The sequence below is a fragment of the Arthrobacter dokdonellae genome (genome assembly GCF_003268655.1).
In the GTDB taxonomy this organism is placed as follows: domain Bacteria; phylum Actinomycetota; class Actinomycetes; order Actinomycetales; family Micrococcaceae; genus Specibacter; species Specibacter dokdonellae.
The window spans coordinates 545701-571658 of record NZ_CP029642.1 but is presented as its reverse complement, the minus strand read 5'-3'; the positions used below and the strand labels follow the sequence as shown (position 1 = coordinate 571658).

Sequence of the window (25958 nt, the reverse complement as noted above, 5' to 3'; positions counted from 1 at the left end):
CTAAAATTAAGCCATGGCCCCCAGCGGTGAGCAGCCGGTCACCCCGGCACTGTGGATCCGCCATGACAGCGAGATTCTGCCGTTGTGGTGGGACCGGCTGTGCTCCCAAATCGGACCCCAACCGGCCTCGCGCTATGCCTCCGGACTCTTCGACAGCGACCGCCGCAGGCCCATCGCCCAGTGGTACAACCCGGCCCTCGGGGCGGCGCTTTTGGTGGCGATTGAAACCGGCCCGGAATGGCCTGTGCAGCGCTTTGCCGTCTTCTACGCCCCTCCCGGAGGCGGCTTCACCAAGGTCCACATGGACAACCACGAGTGGTTCACCCGCACGCCGCAGAAATCGCCCACCGAGGACGAGGCCTTTGCCGCCGCCGTCGCCTCGGCCGAGGCCTTCCTGCAGGTGGAGATGGACTTCATCTAGAACCCGACCGCTGGCACCCGGCAGCTAGAATCCGAACGCCATCCGCGCTGCCAGGAACACCATGACGAGCGCGATGGCGCCGTCGAGCACACGCCACGAAACCGGCCTGGCAAAGACGGGCCGCAACAGCCGGGCGCCAAAGCCGAGCGCGCTGAACCACAGCACGCTGCCCAGCGCCGCGCCGGCACCGAACCACCACCGCAGCCCGCCGTGCTGGTTGGCCAGCGTGCCCAGCAGCAGCACGGTGTCCAGGTAGACGTGCGGGTTCAACCACGTCAACGCCAGCACCGTCCCGAGCACCGCCCGGCGGCCCAGCGCTCCCTGCTGCCCCGAGACCGTCAGCGTGCCCGGCCGGAGCGCCCGCTTGGCGGCGAGGACGCCGTAGGCCAAGAGGAAGGCCGCCCCGGCCAGCCGGATGACCACCACCACGGCCGGCACCGCGCGCACCACCTCGCCGATGCCGAAGATCCCGGCCGCAATGAGCACGACGTCGCTGAGCATGCACACCAGGACCACCAGCCCCACATGCTCGCCGCGCAGGCCCTGGCGCAGCACAAAGGCGTTCTGGGCACCGATCGCGATGATCAGGGCCAGCCCGGCGCCCAGGCCGGTGCCTGCGGAGGAAAGGATGTCCAGTGGAGTCACATCCTTGAAGCTACTAGGCTGGCAGGATGCAGTACAGCTAATTATTCTTACGATACATAAGGAAAGCTAATGTTGAACTTCCAGACGGAGCAGCTGCGCACGTTTCTGGCCGTGCTGGAACACGGCACCTTTGACGCCGCCGCCAGGGCGCTGCACGTCAGCGCCTCGGCGGTCTCGCAGCGGATCAAGGCCATGGAACAGGCAGCCGGCCAGGTGCTGCTCCAGCGCACCACCCCCATCCGGGCCACCGCGCCGGGCGAAGTGGTGCTCAAGCTCGCCCGGCAGCTGCGCCAGCTGGAGGCCGACGCCGCGGCGGAGCTCGGAGTTGCCGGTACCGCACCGGTGCCCATCCCGGTGGCGGTCAATGCCGACTCGCTCGCCACGTGGTTTGTGGACGCGCTGGCCGCGGTGCCGGCCGGCTCGGGATTGACCTTCGAGGTCCTGCGGGAAGACGAGCAGCATTCCGCCGGCCTGCTGCGCTCCGGGGAGGTCATGGCGGCCGTGACAGCCGCGCCCGACGCCGTCCAGGGCTGCTCCGTCGCCCCTCTTGGCTCGCTGCGCTACCGTGCCGTGGCGTCGTCCGCGTTCATGCGGCGGTGGTTCCCGGGCGGCTTCGGTGCGGGGCGCTTTGCCGACGCGCCCACCCTCCAGTTCGACCGCAGCGACACTCTGCAGTCGAACTTCCTGGCCGCCGTGACGGGCGGCAGCCCCGCCGGCCCGCAGCACTTTATCCCGGACACCGTGCAATTCGCCGCCGCCGTCCGCGCGGGGCTGGGCTGGGGCCTCATGCCTGAGGCACACTGCGCCCAGGGGCTGCGGGATGCCAGCCTCGTGGAACTGGTGCCCGGCCGCATCACCGGCGTCCCGCTGTACTGGCAGCGCTGGAAAATCCAGTCGGCGGCCCTTGACCTCCTGACCGCGGCCGTCAGGACGACGGCGACTGCCGCCCTTTCGTAGCCCGCCGGCGTCCGGCGGGAGCCGCCTGGGGCCCGCCGGCGTCCGGCGCTTTAGCGCAGCGCGGCACCCATCTGCGCCACGATCCTCCGCAGGACGGGACGGGGGAGGGCAAAGTTCAACCGCACCCAGCCGCGGCCGGCGCCCCCGCATTCGGCGCCGTCCACCAGCGCCACCCCTGCGTGCTCCCGAAAGAAGTCAGCCGGGGACCCTGCGATTCCCAGTTGCGAGCAGTCGACGAATGCCAGGTACGTCCCGGCGGGCCGCAGCCAGCCCGCACCCGGCAAATGTTCGCCCAAAAGTTCGCCCAGCAACTGCCGGTTCCCGTCAAGATAGTCCAGGACATCGCCCAGCCACGGCCCGCCGTCGCGGTACGCGGCGATGTTTGCCACCACGCCCGGGGTGCTGGCGCCGTGTTCCGCAAAGTCGCCCACCTCGGACCACTTCCCGCGGTCCGCGGCATTGGAAAAGATCATTTGCGCGGCCTTCAGCCCGGCCAGGTTCCACGCCTTCGACGCAGAGGTGCCCGTCACCGTGTGCCCGGCCGCAGCGGAACCGGTCGATGCGTACGGGACATGGGTGCCGCCGTCGTACACCAGCGGAGCATGGATTTCATCGGAGAACACGCGCGCACCGCGGGCAGCCACGATCTGTGAAATGCGGAGCAGCTCATCCCTGCTGTATACCTTGCCCAGCGGATTGTGGGGGTTGCAGAGCACCAACAGGCCGCCCCCGGCGAGCGCCGTGTCGAGGGCCGCATAGTCCAGTTCCCACGACGATTCGGTGCGTAGCAGCGGCACCTCCACCAGTTGCCGGCCAAGGCTGTCGGGCAGCTTCAGAAACGGCATGTACGCGGGAGTGGGCACCACAATCCTGGCACCGGGGGCGCTGAAGTACTTGATGGTGCTCTCCAGGACCGCCAGGACGTCGGACGCGGGACGGATCCAGTCCGCGGGCACGTCCCAGCCGTGGCGGGCCAGCAGAAAATCGCCGCAGGCCGCTCCCATCGCGTCCACCAGCCCGCCCGGCAGGTAGCCGGTGAGCCCCTGTGCCACGGCGTCCTGCACCGCCTTCGCGATGGGGGGGCGCCAGACCAAAGTCCATCTCCGCCACCCACGCCGGCAGAAGCGGGGCGACCCCCGTCCACTTCAGGCTGCCGACGGCCCGCAGCTGCTCCGCCGTGATGGCGTCAAGCCGTGCGGCAACCGCTGCCTGGGCCGGAGTTTCCCTCATGATTGCCCCTGGTGCCGTGGAAGATGTGCGGTCCACCGAATCTTCCCACAGCACCCGACATGCCGTCACCCGGCCCGCCGGTCCCTTCGCCGCTAGAATCCACCCATGACCGTTTCCAGCACGGCCCGTTCCCGCGCCGGCCGCCGCAACCAGCGGGTCCTTGTCGCCGGCCAGCTCCTGTCCGGCGTTGGCGTGGCCTCCGGCATCTCCGTGGGCGGGATCCTTGCCGCACAACTGGCCGGCACGACGGCGGCGTCCGGCTTTGTGCAGACCGCCTCCACCTTGGGTGCCGGGCTGGTGGCGGTGCCGCTGGCCAACCTTGCCGTGCGTGCGGGCCGCCGCTGGGCGTTGAGCACGGGATTTGCCCTGGGCGCCGCCGGAGCCGCCCTGGTCTTCACTGCCGCCGCGCTGGGCCAGTTTTGGCTGATGGCCGTGGGCATGCTGTTCTTCGGGGCGGCCAGCGCCTCCGGCCTGCAGGCCCGGTATGCCGCCGTCGACGGCGCCCCTCCCGAAAACGCCGGCCGGGCCATGGCGATCGTCATCTGGGCCACGACGGTGGGCTCGGTGGCCGGCCCCAACCTGTCCGAGCCCGGCCGCCAGATGGGCATCCGCCTTGGCGCGGTTCCCCTGTCCGGCCCCTTTCTGTTTTCGCTGGTCGCGTTCGTGACGGCCGCGCTGGTCATCGCCACCTTCTACCTGGGTACGCCGCACCCGACCGAGGCACAGCCCGGCGCCGTCCCCACGCCGGACCGCGCTCCCACGGCGCACGACGCTCCCAAGGGGCACGACGCCGGAAAGCCGGCCCCCGCCGTCGTCCGGCCCGGGCGGGGCGGGAGTTCCAGGAAGCACGGCACGTGGGCGGCCCTGCGCCTGGCCTCCCACAACCCGCGGGCCCTTTTTGCCTTGGCGTCGGTGACGGGCGGGCACATGATCATGGTCGGCGTGATGGTCATGACGCCCGTCGCGATGGACGCTCACGGCCACTCGCTGGAGATCATCGGAATTGTCATCAGCCTCCACATTCTGGGCATGTACGCGGCGAGCCCCGTGTTTGGCTGGCTCGTGGACCGGCTTGGCGCCGGGCGCGTGGTCGGACTGGGATGTGGCATTTTCCTGGCGGCGATCGGGCTGGGCGCGGCCGTCGCTGACAGCAGCGACCCGGTGTTCATGTCCATCGCGCTCACCACGCTGGGGCTCGGCTGGTCCGCCTGCCTGATCGGGGGCTCTTCGCTGCTGAATGCGTCCGTGCCGGAGGACATCCGGGTGCCGCTGCAGGGCGCCAACGACATGATGATGAACTTTGGCGCCGCCGGCATGGCGGCCGTGGCAGGACCGGTGCTTGCCGCCGGCGGCTTCTTCTGGGTCAACATGGTGGCCTTGGCCGTGCTGGTGCCCGTGGTGGTGCTGGGCGTGCGCGCGCGACGGATCACGCCGGAACCCTCCGCGGTGGAAATGGTCGACGCCGGTGACTGAGCTTGTCGGTGGTCGGGCCTGTCGTCGATACCTGGTGGTCGAGCACCGGGCCCTGTGAGGACGTCGAGACCCTGGTCCCGGCGATGGTGCCCGTCGAAATCTAGGGTAGGGCGCCGGTGATTGAGCCCGTCGCCGCTGATTGAGCCTGTCACGGGTTGTCGGGGGTTTTAGGGGTTTTGGGCCTTGGTCGACGATGATGTTGTGCCGAAAATAGTTGTCCACAGATGTGCCGTTTGGGGCTTGTTTCCCGCCTGGATGTCGGTGCCTGAACCTAGAATAAAGGTAGTAAAGGATCAGGGAATTTCAGACTCTTGACGAATATATATTCGCTATGATTCCTCCAGGGACTGGAAGGGCGGGTGGGCAGGGTGGCGGCACCGGAGTGGGTGGAGCAGGGGACGGACACCGGGGCGCCTGCCGCCGCGTCCCCCGCTGCCGTTCCGCCGGCTCCGGTGCCCCTGGCGGGTGCCGGGGCCTTGGTTGGTCATGGATCCGTGGCGCCTGTCACGGCGTCGGTGTCCTCGGGTGCGGGGTGTGCGGTGCTGTTGTCCACGGCCGGGCTCCTGCTCGAGCAGTGTGCGGGGGTGTTTGATGCGGTGGTGCTGGCGCAGTTGGATGCGGCCCTGGCCCATGAACTCGCCGGTGATGCCCGCCGCCGCGCGGTGGAGGGCGCCGAGCGGCTGGAGCAGCAGGTCCGGGCCGGGGCCGCGGCGGGGAACCTGGCGGACCTGGCCCAGTTCGTCTCCACCGCCCGGGGAACCGCCACGAAGGCCCGGGCCCAGGCCGCCGCGGCCACCGAGGTCGTCCTGGCCCTGGGCGGCACCCTCGGCGGCAACACTGGAAACCGTGCCGGGACCACGGGCACCCCGGGGGCCGTCGCGGCGGGTTTTGATGCTGGCGTGGTGGACAGGGTGGATCCTGCCGCGTTGGTGGAGGTGATGGCCCGTTTGGAGGAAGTGAAGAACGCGGCGGCCGCGGCGCAGGCCCAGGCCCAGGCCGTTTTTGTTGCCCAGCAGCGCCTGCTCCAGGCCAGGTCCGGGGTGCCCCGGGAGAAACTGGGCAAGGGCGTCGCGGAACAGGTGGGCCTTGCCCGGCACGAGTCCGCGTCCCGGGGACGGATGCTGTGCGGGCTCGCGCACGTGGTGGTGCGCGAAATGCCGCACACCATGAACGCGTTCTCCGCCGGGATCCTCAGCGAGTACCGGGCCCGGATCCTGGCCCGGGAGACCGCCTGCCTCTCCGCCGGGGACCGGGCCCGCGTCGACGCGCTCGTGTGCGCGGACCAGGAAAAACTCGCCACGATGGGCAGCCGGGAACTGGCCGCCGCGGCGAAAAACGCCGCCCTGGCCCTGGACCCGGCCGCCGTCGCCAAACGCTTCGCCCGGGCCGAATCCGAACGCAACGTCTCCCTGCGCCCGGCCGCCGACGGGATGACCCTGCTCAGCGCCCTGGTCCCGCTGCGCCAGGGCGTGCGGGCCTACAACCTCCTGACCAAGATCGCCGACAGCGCCAAGGCCGCCGGAGACGAACGCGGCAAGGGCCAACTCATGGCCGACACCCTCCTCCACCGCCTCACCCGCCACACCCCCTGCACCCACAACACAGACGACCCCGGCACCGGCGGCAACCAAGACACCGCCAGCACCGCTGGTTCCGACAACCCCGCGGGCACCTCCGGCTGGTCCGCGGACTGGACGGCGGACTGGCCCGCGGGCTGGACGGGCGAAGGCAGCCGCCCGGGCCGGGCGCGGCTGTGCACCACCGTGACCGAGCCCGACATCGCCCTGGAACTCATCATGACCGACCGCGCCCTCTTCGACGGCGCCAGCGACCCCGCCCTGCTCGTGGGCCACGAACCCATCCCCGCACCGGCAGCCCGCGCCATGATCTACGGCACGCCCACCAACACCGACTCCGGCAGCATGAACAGCGGCAGCGACGCCGACACCGGCAACGGTGCCATCGCCGGCGGGGAAAGCGACCGGGTGGAAAGCGGCGGGGCGGACGGCCGGCCCCCGGGCCGCGCGGCGGCGTTTTCGCCCACGGTGTGGATCAAGCGCCTCTTCACCCACCCGGAAACCAACGCGTTGCTGGCCATGGACTCCAGGGGCAGGCTGTTCCCGGAAGGCATGAAGGAATTCCTGCGCCTGCGCGACCAAACCTGCGCCACCCCGTACTGCGACGCACCGATCCGCGACTACGACCACATCAAGTCCTGGGCCGCAGGCGGGCACACCAGCATCACCAACGGCCAGGGCATGTGCCGCGCCTGCAACCAGGCCAAGGAAGCACCCGGCTGGACCAGCACCACCAGTTCCAACGGCACAGCCGCGCCGGAAACCACCGTCACCACACCCACCGGACACCGCTACATCACCACCGCCCCGCCACTGCCCGGACCCACACGCAGGCAACGCCCCCAACGCTGCTGACCACAGAAACCGACCACCAGCGGCAGGTCCCGACGGCTCCCGGAAGCTTCAACAGGCCTCCGGCAAAATATGCGCACACCAGACCTGCCGGTGTCCCGCACCCAAGCCGTCCCTTGGCGGAGGCGCTACATTCCCAAAATATGCCGCAGGGCCGGCTCCAGGGACTCGTGCCGGAACTGGTAGCCGTCGGCCACGACCTTCGCAGCCGATACCCGCTGGTCCGCGAGCGCCAGCTCGTCGGCACCCTGCCGCCCCAGCAGAAGCCTGGGTCCCACGGCCGGAACCCTGACTGCTGAGGGCCGGTGGAGCACCGCACCCAGGACGCGTGCGTACTGTTCCGCCGTCACCGGGTGCGGGGCCACCGCGTTGACCGGGCCTTCCAGGGACGCGGACAGCACCGCGTGGGCATAGATTCCCGCCACATCGTCAATGCCGATCCAGCTTTGCCACTGTTCCTTCCCCAGCGGACCGCCCACGCCGGCCAGGTACATCGGCAGCAGCCGTTGCAGCACACCGCCGGCAGCCGACTGCACCACGCCCGTGCGAACATTCACCACCCGCAGCCCCGCGTCGGCGGCCGGCCGGCAGGCAGCCTCCCAATCAAGGCACACCTGTGCCAGAAAATCGGAGCCGGCGGGGTCCGTTTCTGCCAGCGCCCGGGACGACGCCTGGCCGAGGTTGCCCGCGGGATGATGGGGCGCCGCCCCGTAATAGCCGACGGCGGAGCCGCTCACCAGGGTGCGGGCAACGCCGTCGGACGCCAGAACGGCCAGCTTCCCGCTCAACAGCGCCGTCCCCTGGATGCGGCTGCGGTAGATGGCGTCCTTGGTCTTTGCCGTGAACCTCCCCCCGATGGGATGCCCGGCGAGGTGGACCACGGCATCGCATGCGGCCAGTTGCGTCGCGTCCAGCGTCCCCGTTGCCGGGTCCCAAAAAATCTCGCCAGCGCCTCGCGGCGTTCGGCGGACCAGCTTAATCACGGTGTGCCCGCCGCCGGCCAAAAGCGCACAAAGCTGCGCGCCGATCAGCCCGGATGCGCCGGTCACGGCAATGGTGAGCGGCCGGCCGGCATGTTGCCGGTGAAAGGCGAGATCGTCGGAGAGCTGGCGGGCGCGGAAGTCGAACATCCGCACCAGTTCCGCCTCAAAACGCCGCGCGACCCACCCGCTTTCAGCGACGCCCGGCAGCCGGTAGTTCACCGTGTCCGTCATGACGGTGCTGTCCGCAACCGGTCCGTCGGCAAAATCATGCCTGTGCGTCCAGCTCGTCAACGGCCCGCTGGTCATCACGTCGGTGAACGATTCCCCCGCCACCAGGTCGGTGTGGAGCGCGTCCCACCGCACCTGCGGGCGCACGGCATTGAGGCTGCGCAGGCCCGCCGGCAAAAGCCCTTGGAACGTGCCCGAGGCCGCACCCAGCCACATGCCGAACCCTCCTGGCGCGCCCACGCCCATGGCCGCCGTCGAACCCGGCTCGATCCCCTGGCTTGGCTCGGCCAGCACCGTCCCAAAGAACGACGGCGTGAGCCTCACCAGCGCGCCTGGCCGGCTGAACCACCGGAAGACGTCGCCACGCGGAAACGGAAGAGTGGTGGTACGACGGAACGTATGCATGATTCTCCTTCTGCTGCCCCCACGCTACCGCGCCTGGAAACCGTGCAGGCGGCCGGTCGCGGGGCCAACGGTGGCGTCCACCGCGGTCACCAGGCCCGGAGCCCGGTCCGATTCCAGCCATCCAAGCAGCATCCGGACGGCATGTTCTGGGCCTTCGGCGACCACTTCCACGGTGCCGTCGGCACGGTTGACGGCGCTGCCGGCCAGCTGCAGTTCCCGCGCCTTGCGTGCCGTGAGGTAGCGGAATCCCACCCCCTGGACCGTGCCGTGGACGACGGCGGCCAGCCGGATGGACCCGCCTGCCACATCGGCCTGTGCCATGGCCTCCCCTTCCCTGCTGGCCATATGGTCCCACAGATCGGCGGCCGGCGGGGAGACCCGCGGACACTTTGTCGGTGCCCCTTGCTAGATTCAAGGGACTGCAAGTCCGATCCGCCGGAAGGCCCCCATGTTCCTCCTCCCCACCCCCACGCCTTCCGCGGACGACGGCGGATCCCCCTTGATCTTTTCGGCCTCGGACCTGGTGGTGGCCAGCGAATGCGAATACCGCACGCTGCGGATCCTGGACGAAAAACTGGGCAGGTCCGACAGGCCCGGGTTTCCGGAGGACCCCATGCTCCGCAGGGCCGCCACGCTCGGTGACGCCTTTGAGCGCAAGATCCTGAAGGAGCTCAAAGCCCGGCACGGGGCCTGGGACCCCGCCGCCGGCACGGGCGTGAAGGAAGTGGACCGCGGCGAGCTGACATGGGAGGCCCTGGAGGCCAAGCGGGAGGAGACCTTGGCTGCGCTGAGGGGCGGGGCCGACGTCGTTTTTCAGGCAACGTTCTTTGACGGCTCGCTGGTGGGCTTTGCCGATTTCCTCGTGAGGCAGCCGGACTGCTCCTACGCGGTCTGGGACACCAAGCTGGCCAGGCACGCCCGGGTCAGCGCCCTGCTGCAGCTGGCGGCATACGGCGACCAGTTGGAAAAGTACGGCATTCCCGTGGCGCCCGTGACCACGCTGGTGCTCGGCGACCGCAGCGAGAGCAGCCACCCCATGCGCGACCTGCTGCCGGTGTTCCGCGAGCGCCGCGACAGCTTCCTGGCGCTGACGGCCGGCCACCGGGCGCAGCCCGGGCCCGTGGCATGGCTCCAGGACGGCCTGACGTACTGCGGCCGCTGCGACTACTGCACCGAGCAGGTCCGGGAACACCGGGACCTGCTGCTGGTGAACGGCATGACGGGCTCGCAGCGCCGCAGGCTCATGGCGCAGGGCATCACCACCATTGACGCCCTGGCCCGGATGCCCACGGCGGCCGCAACGGGTCCGCTGGGCCGCCTCCGCGACCAGGCCCGGATGCAGCTGGGACTGGAACCAGCGGACGGCACGGCCACCGCCGGCACGGGCAAGGACTCCCACACGGTGAGCTACAAGGTGCTCAGGGACAGCGTCAGCAGCCTTCCGGCCCCCAGCCCGGGCGACATCTTCTTTGACTTCGAGGGCGACCCTCTCTGGCAGGACCCGGTGACGGAAAAGTGGGGCATCGAGTACCTCTTCGGATCCATCGAGGCGCCCGTGCCCGGGTCGGCGGCGGCTGCCCAGCCGGTGTTCCGGCCGTTTTGGGCGCATTCCCGCGGGGAGGAACGGCAGGCGCTGGCCGATTTCATCGCCTACGTGCAGGACCGGCGGACGGCCCACCCTGACATGCATGTCTACCATTACGCGCCGTACGAAAAGTCGGCGCTGCGGCGCCTGTCCGTCCTGCACGGGGTGGGCGAAGACGCCATCGACGGCTGGCTGCGCACCGGGCTGCTCGTGGACCTGCTGGACACCGTCCGCCAGTCCGTGCGGATCTCGGAGGACTCGTACTCCATCAAGAAGCTCGAGCCGCTGTATATGGGCGAGCACCTGCGCAGCGGGGACGTGAAGGATGCCGGCGCCTCCGTGGTTGCCTATGCCCTCTACTGCGCCGCGCGCGACGCCGGACTGGCCGGGGACACGGCCAAGGAGGCCGAGGCGCGGGAGGCCCTGGCGTCAATCAGCGACTACAACGAGTACGACTGCCTCTCCACCCTGCGGCTGCGGGACTGGCTTTTTGAGATCGGTGCGGCCGTGCAGGTGAATGCCTGGACGGAGGGCAGCGGCAAGCTGGACATCCCCGAGGCGAAGGAAGGCAGCTACGAGCCCACACCCGAGGAACTCCTGCTGCAGGATTACCTCACGGAGCTGGCCAAGGAAAAAGGCCATGTCCTGACGGACGACGAGAACGCCGTCGCCATGGTGGCGGCCGCCGCCAGCTATCACCGCCGGGAGGACAAGCAGTTCTGGTGGGGGCACTTTGACCGGCTCGAAAAGCCCGTGGACTCCTGGACCGAAGAACGCAACATCCTGGTTGTCCGGGACGCCGAGGTGCTTCAGGACTGGGCCAGGGCAACCCCGAAGGCCAGGACCGAGACCCGCACCGTGCGGCTGACCGGAACGGCGACGGAAGGCTCAGACTTCCGTCCCGACACCCAATGGTTCGCCATGTTCAACGCGCCGCTGCCGGAGGGCATGGCAGATGAAGGCACGGACCCCGCCGAGCGCGGCGGACTGTTCAACGTGACCATCGTCGAGGACGTTTCGGATCCAGCCACCCCGGAGCTCACCACCCTTGTCGTGACGGAGAAGTCCAGCATGAAGGTCCCGCCGTACGGTCAGCTTCCCATGGCACTGGCGCCCACCAAGCCGGTGGCCACCAAAAGCATCCGCGAGGCGCTCGCCCGGCTGGCGAACACCGTTGGCGGCACCCTTCCGCAGCTGCCCAGGCACCCCGGCGTGGAGATCCTGCGCAAGGCCCTGCCCCGGCTGGCCGGCGGCGCGATCCTCCCGTCCGCAGTCGTTCCCGCGCCTGTTTCCGGGGACGGGCACAGCCCGGAACAGGTGGACTACATTGGCGCCATCACGGAGGCGGTGCTGGCACTGGACCATTCCTACCTGGCCGTCCAGGGGCCGCCCGGCACCGGCAAGACGCATGTCGGATCGCACGTGGTCGCCAACCTGGTGGCCCGCGGCTGGAAGGTGGGCGTGGTGGGACAGTCCCACGCGGTGGTGGAAAACATGCTGCGGGCCGCGGTGGAGAAGGCCGGAGTGGACCCGGCCCGGGTGGGCAAATCCCTCAAGGCGCCCCACCAGGTGCCGTGGCTCGTCACCGACGACAAGGAATTCGGCCGGCTGCTGGGCGGACGGGGCGGAGCACTGATCGGCGGCACGGCGTGGACCATGACCGGCGCCGGCGTGCCGCCCGGCTCGCTGGACCTGCTGGTCATTGACGAGGCCGGGCAGTACTCGCTGGCCAACACCCTCGCCGTGGCCCAGGCCGCCAGCCGGCTGCTGCTGCTGGGCGATCCACAGCAGCTGCCGCAGGTCACGCAGGGCTCGCACCCGGCGCCCGTGGACGAATCGGCGCTCGGCTGGATCTCGGCGGGCGAGTCCACGCTGTCGCCGGAGAAGGGCTACTTCCTGGCCGACTCCTGGCGCATGCACCCGGATCTGTGTGCCGCCGTGTCAATGCTCAGTTACGAGGGCAGGCTCAAATCCGCGCCGGCCGCGTCCACACGCCACCTGGCCGGGCGGCCCGCAGGCGTGGAAACCGTCCTCGTGGCGCAGGCCCCGGACAACGGCCGCGAGAACAGGCAGTCCTCCCCGGAAGAGGCCGCCGAGGTGGTGGCCCAGGCGAAGGCGCACATCGGACTGCCGTGGACGCCCGGCGCCGGCGAGGCCCCCCGCCCGCTCCGCCAGGAGGACATCCTGGTGGTGGCGGCCTACAACGCCCAGGTCCACCTGGTCCGCGGCAGCCTCGACCACGCCGGACTGCAGGATGTCAGGGTGGGCACCGTGGACAAGTTCCAGGGCCAGGAAGCCGCCGTCGTGCTTGTGACCATGGCCTGCGCCGACCCCGCCAGCGCGCCGCGCGGCATGGAATTCCTGCTAAACCGCAACCGGATCAATGTGGCGGTCTCACGCGGGCAGTGGCGCGCGGTCATCATCCGTTCCCCCCAGCTGACCAACTTCATGCCCTCAAAGCCGGCAGCAATGGCCGAACTCGGCGCGTTCATCGGCCTGTGCGGCCGCTGAACCCGACCGGCGTTCCACGCGATAAAATGAAAGACCGTGCCCCGACTCCCCAAAGGCCCCGATGCGCTCCACTGACAACGCCGTTGCGCAGTGGCATGCCCAAAAGCAGCTGCGGCTCAGCCCGGCCTGGCGGCTCCTGCAGGCCGCGCCCTGGTCCGTCGCCTTCCTGAGGGCGGAATTCACCGCGGCCCGCCAGCGCGTTCCACTGGAGGAATTCCACGCGGACCTCGCCGCGTTCATGAAGGAGCTGCGGCACGAGAACCTGAGCCTTAACGAGTCGTGGCAGGCCTCCAACTATGCCGACTCGTGGGTGCGCAGCCAGTTCCTGTCCCGCCCCATGGTGGACGGCCGCTTTGTCTACGAACCCACCGCCGCCACCACCCGCGTGCTCGCGTTCCTGGACTCGTTCACGGTGGAGCGCACCAACCTGAACAGCTCAAGGCTGAGCACCCTGCTGACCAGCATTGAAACGCTGTCCTTCCAGACGGACCCCAACCCGGATCACCGCGTTGCCGTGCTTGAGGCCGAAATCGCCGATCGGCTTGGAGAGATTGAGGCCCTGCGGAACGGCCGGAACCCCGCCGTCCTCTCCGAGAACTCCGCCCTGGCGGCCACGCGCAGCGTCCTCGACCTGGCCTCCAGCCTCCCTGCCGACTTCAAGCGCATGCGCGACGGCGTGGAGGGGATGCTGCACACCATCCGGCAGGAAATCATGGAATCCTCCGTCACCAAGGGCGTGGCGGTGGGCCAGGTGCTGGAAGGCGACAAGGCGCTGCGCAACACCGCCGAGGGCGAAACCTTCCAGGGGTTCACCGAGTTCCTCAACGACCCCGCCCGCCAGGCCCGCTTCCGGCAGGCCGTCAACGAGGTGCTCGAACGCGGCTTCACGGACCAGCTCACGGGCGAGGAACGCGGCACGCTGGCCACCCTGGTCCGCGAAATGCGCCGCCAGGCAGCGGACGTCCACGCCATCTACGGCCGCCTGTCCGAGAGCCTCCACAGCTACGTGATGAGCGACGAATTCCGGGAGTCCGTCCTGCTGCGCAAGGCCATCCACGCCGCCGAACAGGCCGTGGCCCGCGCCCCGCTGGGCCCGCGGACGCCCGTGATGGAGCCGCTGCTGTACGCCCCCGCCTTTGAAACACTTGCCGGGCTGGGCATCTTCAACCCCGAAGACCACGTCCCGCCGCCCCCGCTCGCCGCCCCTCCAGCCCTCAGCGGCGCCGACATCCACCGCACCCCCGCCACGCCGCTGCCGGACATGGCCGCCGTCCACGCCGCCGTCGCACTGGCGCGCAGCACACGCAACGGCACCGCCACCCTCGCCGACGCCTACGCCGAGATGCCGGCCCAGCAGCGCCACATCAACACCATCCGCGGCCTCATCCTCGCCGCCCGCGCCACCGACCAGGCCGTGGACCCGGCGCGCACCGAGGCCCTCCGCTTCACCCAGATCGACGGCACGGAGCGCACCGCCCGCCTGCCGCTGGTGACGTTCACAAAGGACACCGCCCCATGACCCCCAGTTCCGTGACTTCCCAGGAAACGTACGACGCCGGCGCCCCGCCCACCGCTGCCGGCCCCGGTGACGCGTACCGTTCCGAACGCTCCCTCTTCCCCGGGGACACTGGATCGTTCCCCCTGGAGCTGCGCCAGGCGTTGGTCCGCCTGCTGCGTGGACCGTACATCGACGGCACCGTGGACGCGCCGCTGTGGACCACGATCCTCACCCACCGGGCCTCGCTGCAGCAGTACCTGAGCGAAGTGTTCCTGCTGCTGACGGTGGATCCGGAACGCAAGATCGCGCTGCTCACCCCGGCCGGGATCGACGCGGTCCACACGCAGCCCATCGTGGCCCGCAAGCCGCTGCGCCGCGAGGAGACCCTGCTGGCGCTGCGGCTGCGCCTGCTGCTGGACCGGCAGTCCGGTACGGGAACGGACGCCACCATCACCCGCGGCGGGGCGCGGGAAATCCTGGCCGAGCACCGGCAGCCCGGAGCCGTGGATGACAAGCGCCTGGACGAGCAGACGGATGCGTCCCTCGCCCGGCTGCTGGCCTTGAAACTGCTCCTGCCCACCGAGCTCCCCGGCGAGTACCGGGTCAGCAACGCCATGGCACTGGCGCTGCCCTTTGATGCCATCGACCAGATCCCGGCCTACCTGGCCGCCCTGGACGCGGATGACACGACCGAGGACGGCACAGAATGAGCATCGCCACCACCTTGCCCATCGGCACGGAAATCAACCCCGGCCAATACCGGCTCAGCCAGATCCAGATCATCAACTGGGGCACCTTCCACGGCCGCCACGCCATGTACGTTGACCGCGCCGGCACGCTGCTCACGGGCCATCCGGGCGTGGGCAAGTCAACCCTCTTTGACGGCATCCAACACATCTTCTACGCCGCCCCGCGGCTGAACGAATCCGCCCACGAGGCATCCAACCGCAAGGACCGCCGCACCACCTTCAGCTACATGCGCGGGCGAAAGATCAAAACCCCTGACGGCACCGTGTACCAGCGGCCCAGCGCCACCTGGTCCGCCACGGCCCTCGTTTTCGAGGACGGCCTGGGCCGCCACGTCACGATCGCCGCGCTCTTTGACCTGCCCGCCAACGGTCTGGAGGGCCAGGTGGGCAAGCATTACGTGATCCACGACCGCCCCCTCGACACGGAAGCGCTGGAAAGGCACGGGAGCCGGCGCTTCTCGCCGTCGTCCCTGCATGCCGCGCTGCCGGGCTGCGAGGCCTTCGACGTTCACAAGACGTTTGCCGAGCGCTTCCGCCGGAAGCTGGGGATCGACAATGACAAGGCCTTCAGCCTGCTGCGCACCCTGCAGAACGGCAAGGGCCTGGACAAGGGCGTCAACAGGTTCTTCCGCTATGAGGTGCTGGACAAGCCCGCCACCCTGGCCGCGGCCCGGGCGGCCGTGGACGACTTCAGCCACCTGCGCGGCATCTACCGCCAGCTCGAGGACGCCCGGGGCCAGCGCGACGCCCTGGCGCCCGTGCCCGAACTCCACCAAAAACTGCGGGAATTCAAGGATTCCCACGGCCGCACAGTTGAGCTAAAAAATGTCCAGCTGCCGCTCCTTCGGCTCCAGTTCCAGGCGGAGCTGCTCGCCGCCAAGGCAGTTGCCCTGCAGGAGCAGCGTGCGCTGACGCAATCCGAAATCGCAGCGGCGGCGGCCGCCAAGGACCTCCTGGCCGAATCCGTGGCGGCCCTCGACGAACAGCACGCCAACCACGGCGGCCGCGCCATTGAAGGCCTGGAGAAGGACATCCGTGCGGCCAGGCGCGAGCTGGAGGAGCGCGTGCGCGTGGAGACGTCGGTCCGCGAGGACCTCGAAGCGGCCGGCCTCGAGGTCGGCTGGACCCCGGAGGGACTGGCGGCCGCACGCCAAAGCGCGGGCGCCGGCGTCGAGCTTCAGCAGGCGGAAACAGAAACGGCCCGCACGCGCGAGTACGAGGCCGTAGCTGAGAGCATCAACGCCAAAGCCGAGGAGAAGAAGCTCCGCGCGGAGATTGCCTCGTACCAGCGGCGTGGCACCAACATCGACGGCCGCAATGCCGCGGCCCGGCGCGCCATCTGCGCCGAGACCGGCCTTGACCCCGCGGACCTGCCTTTTGCCGGCGAGCTCGTGGACATCGCCGGCGGCCACGCCGCCTGGCGTCCCGCCGCTGAAAAGGTGCTGCGTTCCCTGGCCACCACCCTGCTGGTGCGCGGCGGGGACATCAAGGCCGTCACGCGCGCCGTCAACGGGCTGGACGGCTTCGGCCGGGTGCGGTGGATCGACATGGGAACGCCGGCGCGCCAGACCGAGCCCGGCGAGGACCACCTTGCGGCCAAGCTGGAATTCCATGCGTCCGACGCCGGAGGCTGGCTGCGTGCCAAGGTGGCCCGCGACTTCGCCTTCCGCTGCGTGGACAACGACGCGGAACTGCACGCCCATGAGCGGGCCATCTCCCTGGCGGGGACCGTGAAGGCCAGCTCCTCCACATTTGAGCGCGACACCCGGGCGGTCAACCCGGCCGACTACCTCCTTGGCTTCACCAATGTGGACAAGATTGCACAACTGGAGGCCCGCGCCGACGAGCTGGCAGGCGCCTGCGAAAGCGCGGCGGCCCTCGCCGACCAACGCAGCAAGGCCAAGGACCAGCTCAAGGGCAGGCTGGAGGCGCTCCGGCGGGTAGCCAAGGACGTCCGGCCATTTGAACAGCTCGATTCCGGCTCCCTGGCCGCGCAGCTGGAGCAACTCCGGCAGGCACTCCAGACGACCATCGACAGCAGCGCCACGCTCGCCAGCATCAGGAAGCAGCTGGGCGGGGCAAAAGCGGAGCTGGAGGCCGCCGTCGGACGCGTGGCCGTGCTCAACAACAGCCTCTCCACGGTGGAGCGTGAACTGAAAACGGTCCAGGACGCGGCCGAGGCCACCGCCGCGAAGGCCGCCAAGGAGCCGCCAGCCGGGTGGGCCGTGGAGGCCTTCACCCCCTACACTGCCGACGGCGGGCCGGCCACCCTGGAGGAACTGGAACAGCTTTTTGGCCATGCAGCCGTAGATCTCGGGGAGCGCGCGGCCACGGCCAAGGAACGCGTATTCCGCACCGAAGCCGCGCTGACCGAACTCTTCAAGGCGTTTGCCCGCGAGTTCGGGCCGGGCATGGGCGCCAGCTACGGCACCGGTGCCGACGCGGCCGAACACTACGAAGAGCTGTACGGGCGGATCATCGCCGACGGGCTGCCGCAGCGCCAGGACGAATTCCGCGAATACTTCAACAACCGCTCCTACGAGCGCTTTTCCGACCTCCTGCAGCTGCTGGAGGAGGAGCGGCGCGCCATCGCCGAGCGGATCCTGCCGCTGAACCAGATCCTCGCGGACGTGCCGTTTGAGAAGGGCAGCCGGCTGCGCCTGGATGTGGCCACCACCGTCCCCGACGAAGCCCGTGCATTCCGCACCGACCTGAAGGAAGCCCTGGGCAACGCGTACGCCAAGGCCACCGAGGAAAAAATGGCCGCCAGCTACCAGCAGCTGGAGCGGCTGGTGGACGCCCTGAGCGATCCCTCCCTGCAGTCCTGGGCCGACACCGTCCTGGATGTCCGCCAGCACGTGAGAATCAGCTGCAATGAGCACCGGCCCAACGGCGAGGTGGAGCTTGGCCTGGAACCGGGCACCCTGTCCGGCGGCGAGGGGCAGCGTTTCACGTCGTTCATCATGGGCGCCGCCCTGGCCTACCAGCTGGGCATCGACACCCAGGGCTACAGCACCTATGGAACGGTCATGATCGACGAGGCCTTTATCCAGGCCAACTCCGAGTACGCCGGTGCCGGCATCAACGCGCTGCAGGAATTCGGCTTCCAGCTGCTGCTGGCCGCGCCCGAGGACAAGGTGGACCTCTCACGCCACCTTGGCTCGGTAACGGACATCATCAAGCACCCGCAGGCGAACATCTCCGGCTTTGTCGCCTCGGGCCGCTCCCCCGCCACGGCGACGGACATCATCCTGCGGTAACCCAATGTGACACGATTTCACGCGGTTTTGTGATTCCTGCCGCCGCCCCGGGTAGTGTCGGTGTCAACAAACTTTCAGCACATGCCGGACGCACCCATGCCTGTCCACCGACGTACAGGCATGGGACCGGCGCTGCGAGGCAGTGCCGCGCCCCACCACTCTGCGCGGCAGTCGCCGTCGTCCAGGCAAATCTCCGCCCGGACGCTCTCGCGTCTCCCACCTTGGAAGCGACGCAGGAAAAACACATGTCACTAGAAGCAACCCTGACCCCATCCACCGGCAGCCAGATTGCCCTTTCGGAACAGGAGATCTTCGCGGCCCACCGTGGCGGCAAGCTCTCCGTCAGCAGCAAGGTCCCCCTGGACAGCCTACGGGACCTGTCCATCGCCTACACGCCGGGCGTGGCCCAGGTCAGCCGCGCCATCGCCGCCAATCCTGCCTTGGCCGGCAGCCACACCTGGGCCAGCCGGCTGGTGGCCGTGGTCAGCGACGGAACAGCCGTCCTGGGCCTGGGAGACATCGGCCCCAGCGCGTCCCTGCCCGTCATGGAGGGCAAGTCCGCCCTCTTCAAGACCTTTGGCGGCCTGGACTCCATCCCCCTGGTGCTGGCCACCACGGACGTAGAGGAAATCATCGAGACCCTGGTGCGGCTCCGCCCCAGCTTTGGCGCGGTCAACCTTGAGGACATTTCCGCCCCGCGCTGCTTCGAACTGGAAGAACGCCTGATCGAGGCGCTGGACTGCCCCGTCATGCACGACGACCAGCACGGCACCGCCGTTGTGGTCCTGGCCGCCCTCAGCAACGCCGCAAAGGTGGTGGACAAGGAACTTGGCGACATGCGCGCCGTCATTTCGGGCGCGGGCGCCGCCGGGATAGCCGTGGCGCAGATCCTGATCGACGCGGGCCTTGGCGACGTGGTGCTTCTGGACTCCCGCGGAATCATCCACCGGGACCGGGACGGGCTCAACGCCGTCAAGGCCGTCTACGCGGCGAAGACCAACCGGGAGGGCCTTCGGGGCGGCATAACCGAGGCCCTCAACGGGGCGGACGTTGTAGTCGGTGTGTCTTCCTCGACCATCCCCGAAGAAGCTCTGGCCGGCATGAATCCGGATGCCATCATCTTTGCCCTGTCCAACCCGGACCCGGAAGTCATGCCCGAGGTGGCGCAGCAGTACGCCTCCGTGGTGGCCACGGGCCGCAGCGACTTCCCCAACCAGATCAACAATGTGCTGGCGTTCCCCGGCATCTTCCGTGGCGCGCTCGACGCCGGCGCCCGGCGCATCACGCCCGCCATGAAGTTGGCGGCGGCTAAGGCCATTGCGGAGCTGGCGGCCGGCAGCCTGGCGCCGGACCACATAGTCCCGAGCCCGCTGGACCCGCGCGTTGCCCCTGCGGTGGCGGCGGCGGTGGCGGCGGCGGTCTGATCCGGGCGTGTGGTAGTTGGTTGTTAAAGTTGGGGAGGCCCCAACACTGGTGTGTTGGGGCCTCTACCCTTGTTGGTGTTGTCCGGCGGTGTCCTACTCTCCCACATCCTCTCGAATGCAGTACCATCGGCGCTGTGGGTCTTAGCTTCCGGGTTCGGAATGGGACCGGGCGTTTCCCCCACGCTATGACCACCGTAACTCTTCCTCCGCCCGCGGTGCCGGCCCCTTGGTGTTGGGGTTTCGGTGGTGCGGGGGAATTCTGTAGTTGGTGTCCTGTTGTGGACAACAGTATTTGATTATACACGCCCTTCCCGGCCCCTTTGGGGGGGGTGGGTGGGGTGTGCTGGTTTTTCCCGGGGCGCAAACCTGTTGGGTTTGTTGTTGGGGAACCATATAGTGAACGCGGGCATGTGGTGTTGTTTTTGTGGTGTAAGTTATCGGCCTATTAGTACCGGTCGGCTTCACGAGTCTTTAGTCCTCGCTTCCACGTCCGGCCTATCAACCCAGTGGTCTGCTGGGGGCCTCTCACACGCTAGGTGCATGGAAATCTCATCTTGAAGCGGGCTTCCCGCTTAGATGCTTTCAGCGGTTATCCCATCCGAACGTAGCCAATCAGCGATGCACTTGGCAGTACAACTGACACACCAGAGGTTCGTCCGTCCCGGTCCTCTCGTACTAAGGACAGCCCTTCTCAAATTTCCTGCGCGCGCAGCGGATAGGGACCGAACTGTCTCACGACGTTCTAAACCCAGCTCGCGTACCGCTTTAATGGGCGAACAGCCCAACCCTTGGGACCTACTCCAGCCCCAGGATGCGACGAGCCGACATCGAGGTGCCAAACCATGCCGTCGATATGGACTCTTGGGCAAGATCAGCCTGTTATCCCCGAGGTACCTTTTATCCGTTGAGCGACGGCCATTCCACAATGTGCCGCCGGATCACTAGTCCCGACTTTCGTCCCTGCTCGACATGTCTGTCTCACAGTCAAGCTCCCTTGTGCACTTACACTCGATACCTGATTGCCAACCAGGCTGAGGGAACCTTTGGGCGCCTCCGTTACTCTTTAGGAGGCAACCGCCCCAGTTAAACTACCCATCAGGCACTGTCCCTGACCCGGATTACGGGCCGAAGTTAGATGTCCAAAGTGACCAGAGTGGTATTTCAACGATGACTCCGCCGCCACTGGCGTGACGGTTTCACAGTCTCCCACCTATCCTACACAAGCCACTCCGAACACCAATACCAAACTATAGTAAAGGTCTCGGGGTCTTTCCGTCCTGCTGCGCGTAACGAGCATCTTTACTCGTACTGCAATTTCGCCGAGTTTATGGTTGAGACAGCGGGGAAGTCGTTACTCCATTCGTGCAGGTCGGAACTTACCCGACAAGGAATTTCGCTACCTTAGGATGGTTATAGTTACCACCGCCGTTTACTGGGGCTTAAATTCTCAGCTTCGCCGCACGAGTGCGGCTAACCGGTCCTCTTAACCTTCCAGCACCGGGCAGGAGTCAGTCCGTATACATCGTCTTGCGACTTCGCACGGACCTGTGTTTTTAGTAAACAGTCGCTTCCCCCTGGTCTCTGCGGCCCACACCCGCTCACGGGACGCGATGGTCCCTTCACGGGGCAGGCCCCCCTTCTCCCGAAGTTACGGGGGCATTTTGCCGAGTTCCTTAACCATAATTCTCTCGATCGCCTTGGTATTCTCTACCTGATCACCTGTGTCGGTTTGGGGTACGGGCGGTCCGAACCTCGCGTCGATGCTTTTCTTGGCAGCATGGGATCACCAAATTCCCCCTTGCGGGGGTCCCGTCAGATCTCAGGAGCGCCAACCCAATGGCCACGCGACGGATTTGCCTATCGCGTTCCCTACATCCTTAGACCGGGACAACCATCGCCCGGCTTGGCTACCCTCCTGCGTCACACCTGTTAATACGCTTGCCTCCCCGGTTCAGTTCCCACGCGCCCCACACATTCCTGGCCCGAAGGCACGCAAATGGCGGTTTGGGCGGTTAGTATCACCGGCTCAACATTGGCGGTTCTTCACCGGTACGGGAATATCAACCCGTTGTCCATCGACTACGCCTGTCGGCCTCGCCTTAGGTCCCGACTTACCCAGGGCAGATTAGCTTGACCCTGGAACCCTTGATCATTCGGCGGACGGGTTTCTCACCCGTCTTTCGCTACTCATGCCTGCATTCTCACTCGTGTGGGCTCCACCGCTAGTTCACACTGCGGCTTCCATGCCCACACGACGCTCCCCTACCACTCCAAACCCCTGAACCACGGAACGAATCCACGGCTAGGGTACATGTTTGAAATCCACAACTTCGGCGGTGTACTTGAGCCCCGCTACATTGTCGGCGCGGAATCACTTGACCAGTGAGCTATTACGCACTCTTTTAAGGATGGCTGCTTCTAAGCCAACCTCCTGGTTGTCTAAGCAATCCCACATCCTTTCCCACTTAGCACACGCTTAGGGGCCTTAGTTGGTGGTCTGGGCTGTTTCCCTCTCGACTATGAAGCTTATCCCCCACAGTCTCACTGCCACGCTCTCACTTGCCGGCATTCGGAGTTTGGCTGACGTCAGTAACCTTGTAGGGCCCATTAGCCATCCAGTAGCTCTACCTCCAGCAAGAAACACGCAACGCTGCACCTAAATGCATTTCGGGGAGAACCAGCTATCACGAAGTTTGATTGGCCTTTCACCCCTACCCACAGCTCATCCCCTCCATTTTCAACTGAAGTGGGTTCGGTCCTCCACGCGCTCTTACACACGCTTCAACCTGGCCATGGGTAGATCACTTCGCTTCGGGTCTAGATCACGCCACTGCAACGCCCTGTTCAGACTCGCTTTCGCTACGGCTTCCCCACACGGGTTAACCTCGCGACGTAACACTAACTCGCAGGCTCATTCTTCAAAAGGCACGCCATCACCACAACAACCACCCCCCAAAGGGGGCGCGGCGGCTCTGACGGATTGTAAGCACACGGTTTCAGGTACTATTTCACTCCCCTCCCGGGGTACTTTTCACCTTTCCCTCACGGTACTTGTCCGCTATCGGTCATTAGGTAGTATTTAGGCTTATCAGGTGGTCCTGACAGATTCACACGGGATTTCTCGGGCCCCGTGCTACTTGGGAAAAATCACCCGGAGGCGTGCCATGCATTTCGGTTACGGGACTCTCACCCTCTACGGCAGGCCATTCAAAGCCCTTCACCTATACACGCACCTAACCCCCCACCGGCCCGGCAGGACCAGTACGGCAACTCCCACAACCCCGACCATGCAACGCCCGCCGGCTATCACACATGGCACGGTTTAGCCTGATCCGCGTTCGCTCGCCACTACTGACGGAATCACTATTGTTTTCTCTTCCTGTGGGTACTGAGATGTTTCACTTCCCCACGTTCCCCCCACACACCCTATATATTCAGGTGCGGGTCACCACCTGGCCTCACGACCGGTGGCGGGGTTTCCCCATTCGGACACCCTCGGATCAAAGTTCGGTTATCAACTCCCCGAGGCTTATCGCAGATTCCTACGTCCTTCTTCGGCTCCTAATGCCAAGGCATCCACCGTGTGCCCTTAAAAACTTGACCACAAAAAACAGTCAACACACACTAAAACACTTATCGAGAGAACCATGAAACCGCCACCACCAACACCCCACAGGGCGCCGGCAGCATCAGATCCAGGTTCAAACATACTCAAAGAAATTGCTTCCTTTATAAGATGCTCGCGTTCACTATATAGTTCTCAAACAACAACCCCAACACACACCACCCCGCCAGGGAACACCAACACCCCAAAAAGGGGCACCAGCACCACCCGGCAAACCGGCCATGCACGGGAAAACCACGAAACACAACACCCCCACCCCCCCAACCAAGGGAAGGCAACGGGAACGTTGTTGTTCCAGGACCCAACAGTGTGCCAAACGCATGAAAACCCACACACCCACCAACCCAAACAGTCCTTTCCACACACCCCCGCAAGGGAAAGTGCCGTACTCAAACCAGGTCGCCGGATGCCGATCATCGGCTGCTTTATTGATATTCCACCCTTGAGCGGCCCGCCCGGAAACATGCGTCCCGGCAGCAGGCCATACTCCACGCACCCCCCACGAACGGTCCATGCGGACCCCGTGCAGGTGCCTGGTGCTCCTTAGAAAGGAGGTGATCCAGCCGCACCTTCCGGTACGGCTACCTTGTTACGACTTAGTCCCAATCGCCAGTCCCACCTTCGACCACTCCCTCCCTTGCGGGTTGGGCCATGGGCTTCGGGTGTTACCAACTTTCGTGACTTGACGGGCGGTGTGTACAAGGCCCGGGAACGTATTCACCGCAGCGTTGCTGATCTGCGATTACTAGCGACTCCGACTTCATGGGGTCGAGTTGCAGACCCCAATCCGAACTGAGACCGGCTTTTTGGGATTAGCTCCACCTCACAGTATCGCAACCCATTGTACCGGCCATTGTAGCATGCGTGAAGCCCAAGACATAAGGGGCATGATGATTTGACGTCGTCCCCACCTTCCTCCGAGTTGACCCCGGCAGTCTCCCATGAGTCCCCGGCACTACCCGCTGGCAACATAGAACGAGGGTTGCGCTCGTTGCGGGACTTAACCCAACATCTCACGACACGAGCTGACGACAACCATGCACCACCTGTAAACCGGCCGCAAGCGGGGCACCCGTTTCCGGGCGTTTCCAGTCCATGTCAAGCCTTGGTAAGGTTCTTCGCGTTGCATCGAATTAATCCGCATGCTCCGCCGCTTGTGCGGGCCCCCGTCAATTCCTTTGAGTTTTAGCCTTGCGGCCGTACTCCCCAGGCGGGGCACTTAATGCGTTAGCTACGGCGCGGAAAACGTGGAATGTCCCCCACACCTAGTGCCCAACGTTTACGGCATGGACTACCAGGGTATCTAATCCTGTTCGCTCCCCATGCTTTCGCTCCTCAGCGTCAGTTAATGCCCAGAGACCTGCCTTCGCCATCGGTGTTCCTCCTGATATCTGCGCATTTCACCGCTACACCAGGAATTCCAGTCTCCCCTACATCACTCTAGTCTGCCCGTACCCACCGCAGATCCGGAGTTGAGCCCCGGACTTTCACGGCAGACGCGACAAACCGCCTACGAGCTCTTTACGCCCAATAATTCCGGATAACGCTTGCGCCCTACGTATTACCGCGGCTGCTGGCACGTAGTTAGCCGGCGCTTCTTCTGCAAGTACCCTCAACCACACAACGTGCGGCCTTGTTCCCTACTGAAAGAGGTTTACAACCCGAAGGCCGTCATCCCTCACGCGGCGTCGCTGCATCAGGCTTGCGCCCATTGTGCAATATTCCCCACTGCTGCCTCCCGTAGGAGTCTGGGCCGTGTCTCAGTCCCAGTGTGGCCGGTCACCCTCTCAGGCCGGCTACCCGTCGTCGCCTTGGTAGGCCATTACCCCACCAACAAGCTGATAGGCCGCGAGTCCATCCAAAACCACAAAAGCTTTCAACCCCCCACCATGCGGCAGAAAGTCAATATCCAGTATTAGACCCAGTTTCCCAGGCTTATCCCAGAGTTAAGGGCAGGTTACTCACGTGTTACTCACCCGTTCGCCACTAATCCCCGATGCAAGCACCGGATCATCGTTCGACTTGCATGTGTTAAGCACGCCGCCAGCGTTCATCCTGAGCCAGGATCAAACTCTCCGTTAATAAAACAAACAGACACACAACAACGCACCGGAAAAAGACACGAAGCCATGCACTAAATTCGAAACCAGCTAAACGATCATGCATCACCACAGGGGCGGCAACACACAACCAAATAACCAATCCATAAAACAATAAATTGGTATCAATAAAACTTGGCACACTATTGAGTTCTCAAACAACAACCACACCCAGCCAACACACCCGAACCATCCAACAGTCCGTGGCGATCAGCACCGGGGCAACTTCTCAAACTTACCCGATCCGCCTCCAAGAAGCAAACCCGGCCCCCCGCGCCCCCAACCAACCAGAACCCGGACAACCACCCGCACACACGCCAAAACAACCGGCAAAACCGGCCACATGAACACAGGATTTCCGCTCCCCCGAACACCGGGACAACTCGAGAAACAATACACACCTTCCCGCCCCCACGCAAATCAACGACAACGCCCG

General features: G+C 66.3%; 13 protein-coding genes and 3 rRNA genes. 9 read left to right on the top strand and 7 right to left on the bottom strand.

Annotated features, from left to right (window positions below):
* Positions 1-13 precede the first annotated feature (13 nt).
* Complete coding sequence (locus DMB86_RS02530) at positions 14-421, top strand: hypothetical protein (protein WP_113716415.1); 408 nt, start codon at positions 14-16, stop codon at positions 419-421.
* Positions 422-445: 24 nt separating this feature from the next.
* Here the strand turns inward: DMB86_RS02530 and DMB86_RS02525 are convergent, their stop codons facing one another.
* On the bottom strand, positions 446-1066 hold the full coding sequence (locus DMB86_RS02525) for a LysE/ArgO family amino acid transporter (RefSeq protein ID WP_113716414.1): 621 nt from the start codon (positions 1064-1066) through the stop codon (positions 446-448).
* A 69-nt stretch (positions 1067-1135) separates the two neighbouring features.
* On the opposite strand from DMB86_RS02525, the gene DMB86_RS02520 reads away from it, so the two are divergent.
* Positions 1136-2023: a LysR family transcriptional regulator ArgP gene (locus tag DMB86_RS02520; RefSeq protein ID WP_171814340.1), complete on the top strand. Its 888-nt coding sequence runs from the start codon at positions 1136-1138 to the stop codon at positions 2021-2023.
* 50 nt (positions 2024-2073) lie between these two features.
* Here DMB86_RS02520 and DMB86_RS02515 read toward each other — a convergent pair whose 3' ends face one another.
* Positions 2074-3117: a MalY/PatB family protein gene (locus DMB86_RS02515; protein ID WP_227878554.1), complete on the bottom strand. Its 1044-nt coding sequence runs from the start codon at positions 3115-3117 to the stop codon at positions 2074-2076.
* Between the two features lie 241 nt (positions 3118-3358).
* On the opposite strand from DMB86_RS02515, the gene DMB86_RS02510 reads away from it, so the two are divergent.
* A complete protein-coding gene (locus tag DMB86_RS02510; protein ID WP_113716413.1) occupies positions 3359-4726 on the top strand; it encodes an MFS transporter in 1368 nt (455 codons plus the stop codon).
* Between the two features lie 368 nt (positions 4727-5094).
* Complete coding sequence (locus DMB86_RS02505; protein ID WP_129545448.1) at positions 5095-7158, top strand: HNH endonuclease; 2064 nt, start codon at positions 5095-5097, stop codon at positions 7156-7158.
* Between the two features lie 125 nt (positions 7159-7283).
* Here DMB86_RS02505 and DMB86_RS02500 read toward each other — a convergent pair whose 3' ends face one another.
* Both DMB86_RS02500 and DMB86_RS02495 read right to left on the bottom strand, forming a co-directional pair.
* Entirely contained in the window at positions 7284-8771 is a 1488-nt protein-coding gene (locus DMB86_RS02500) for a TIGR01777 family oxidoreductase (protein WP_113716411.1), read from the bottom strand.
* A 24-nt stretch (positions 8772-8795) separates the two neighbouring features.
* Complete coding sequence (locus DMB86_RS02495; protein WP_227878553.1) at positions 8796-9092, bottom strand: acylphosphatase; 297 nt, start codon at positions 9090-9092, stop codon at positions 8796-8798.
* Between the two features lie 127 nt (positions 9093-9219).
* Here DMB86_RS02495 and DMB86_RS02490 point away from each other — a divergent pair, with 127 nt between their 5' ends.
* From DMB86_RS02490 to DMB86_RS02470, 5 genes are all read left to right on the top strand, one after another.
* Entirely contained in the window at positions 9220-12867 is a 3648-nt protein-coding gene (locus DMB86_RS02490; RefSeq protein WP_113716410.1) for a TM0106 family RecB-like putative nuclease, read from the top strand.
* A 61-nt stretch (positions 12868-12928) separates the two neighbouring features.
* Positions 12929-14386, top strand: coding sequence for a DUF3375 family protein (locus DMB86_RS02485; RefSeq protein WP_113716409.1), 1458 nt, complete (start codon positions 12929-12931; stop codon positions 14384-14386).
* Positions 14383-15075, top strand: a complete 693-nt coding sequence (locus DMB86_RS02480; RefSeq protein WP_113716408.1) for a DUF4194 domain-containing protein — start codon at positions 14383-14385, stop codon at positions 15073-15075. The genes DMB86_RS02485 and DMB86_RS02480 overlap by 4 nt, the downstream gene beginning before the upstream one ends.
* Complete coding sequence (locus DMB86_RS02475) at positions 15072-18374, top strand: ATP-binding protein (RefSeq protein WP_113716407.1); 3303 nt, start codon at positions 15072-15074, stop codon at positions 18372-18374. The genes DMB86_RS02480 and DMB86_RS02475 overlap by 4 nt, the downstream gene beginning before the upstream one ends.
* Before the next feature lie 245 nt (positions 18375-18619).
* The gene (locus tag DMB86_RS02470; protein WP_113716406.1) at positions 18620-19798 is read left to right on the top strand and encodes an NAD(P)-dependent malic enzyme; all 1179 of its coding nucleotides are present in this window, start codon (positions 18620-18622) and stop codon (positions 19796-19798) included.
* Between the two features lie 80 nt (positions 19799-19878).
* Here DMB86_RS02470 and rrf read toward each other — a convergent pair.
* The 3 genes from rrf to DMB86_RS02455 all read right to left on the bottom strand — a co-directional run bounded on the left by rrf (position 19879) and on the right by DMB86_RS02455 (position 25505).
* Positions 19879-19995, bottom strand: a 5S ribosomal RNA gene (gene rrf / locus DMB86_RS02465).
* A gap of 227 nt (positions 19996-20222) precedes the next feature.
* Positions 20223-23401, bottom strand: a 23S ribosomal RNA gene (locus DMB86_RS02460).
* Between the two features lie 569 nt (positions 23402-23970).
* A 16S ribosomal RNA gene (locus DMB86_RS02455) occupies positions 23971-25505 on the bottom strand.
* Together the 16S, 23S and 5S rRNA genes form the textbook arrangement of a ribosomal RNA operon.
* Positions 25506-25958 lie beyond the last annotated feature (453 nt).